Origin of the sequence: Burkholderia sp. BCC1640, from assembly GCF_902833125.1 — a bacterium.
GTDB classification, from domain to species: domain Bacteria; phylum Pseudomonadota; class Gammaproteobacteria; order Burkholderiales; family Burkholderiaceae; genus Burkholderia; species Burkholderia diffusa.
On the sequence record NZ_CADFEF010000167.1, the window covers coordinates 1 to 457 of the forward strand.

1 protein-coding gene is annotated in these 457 nt (G+C 71.1%); it reads right to left on the reverse strand.

The window, feature by feature from the left end; all coding sequences use genetic code 11:
• Positions 1-379: squalene/phytoene synthase family protein (locus HWX25_RS33035; protein WP_175912796.1), on the reverse strand; the 379-nt coding region annotated here is incomplete at its 3' end.
• Between the last annotated feature and the right edge of the window lie 78 nt (positions 380-457).

Consider the following 457-nt stretch of genomic DNA (forward strand, 5'->3'; position numbering starts at 1 on the left):
TCGTGACGATGCCGCGCACGGCCGCGCGATCGGCGTCGTCGAGCTGCGCCAGGATCCCGAGCGCCGGGCCCAGCGACTCGAGCAGCACCTTCTCGTCGGAATCGGTCTGCTGGCCCGCCACCTCGGCGGCGATGCTGCGCAGCGCGGCCTCGTCGGGCCGGCCATTGACCTGCGCGCGCAGCGACAGCAGCCATTCGAGGCGCCGCGCCGGCGGCAGCAGGGAAGTGTCGGCGATCGTGTCGGCCGCGCGGGCCAGCAGATAGGCCAGACCGATCGGATCGCGCATGCCGACCGGCAGCACGGCGAGCGTCAGGTAGAACGAGCGCGATACCCCTTTCAGCAGGGGGCCGAGCAGGAACGCGCGGGAAGCTTGGGTCATGCGATATGGGATCAGTCGTGAATTCCGGGCTGCCGCATTGTAGCCGGCAATGCGGCCGGGGCTGTGGCGGGAGGGCGT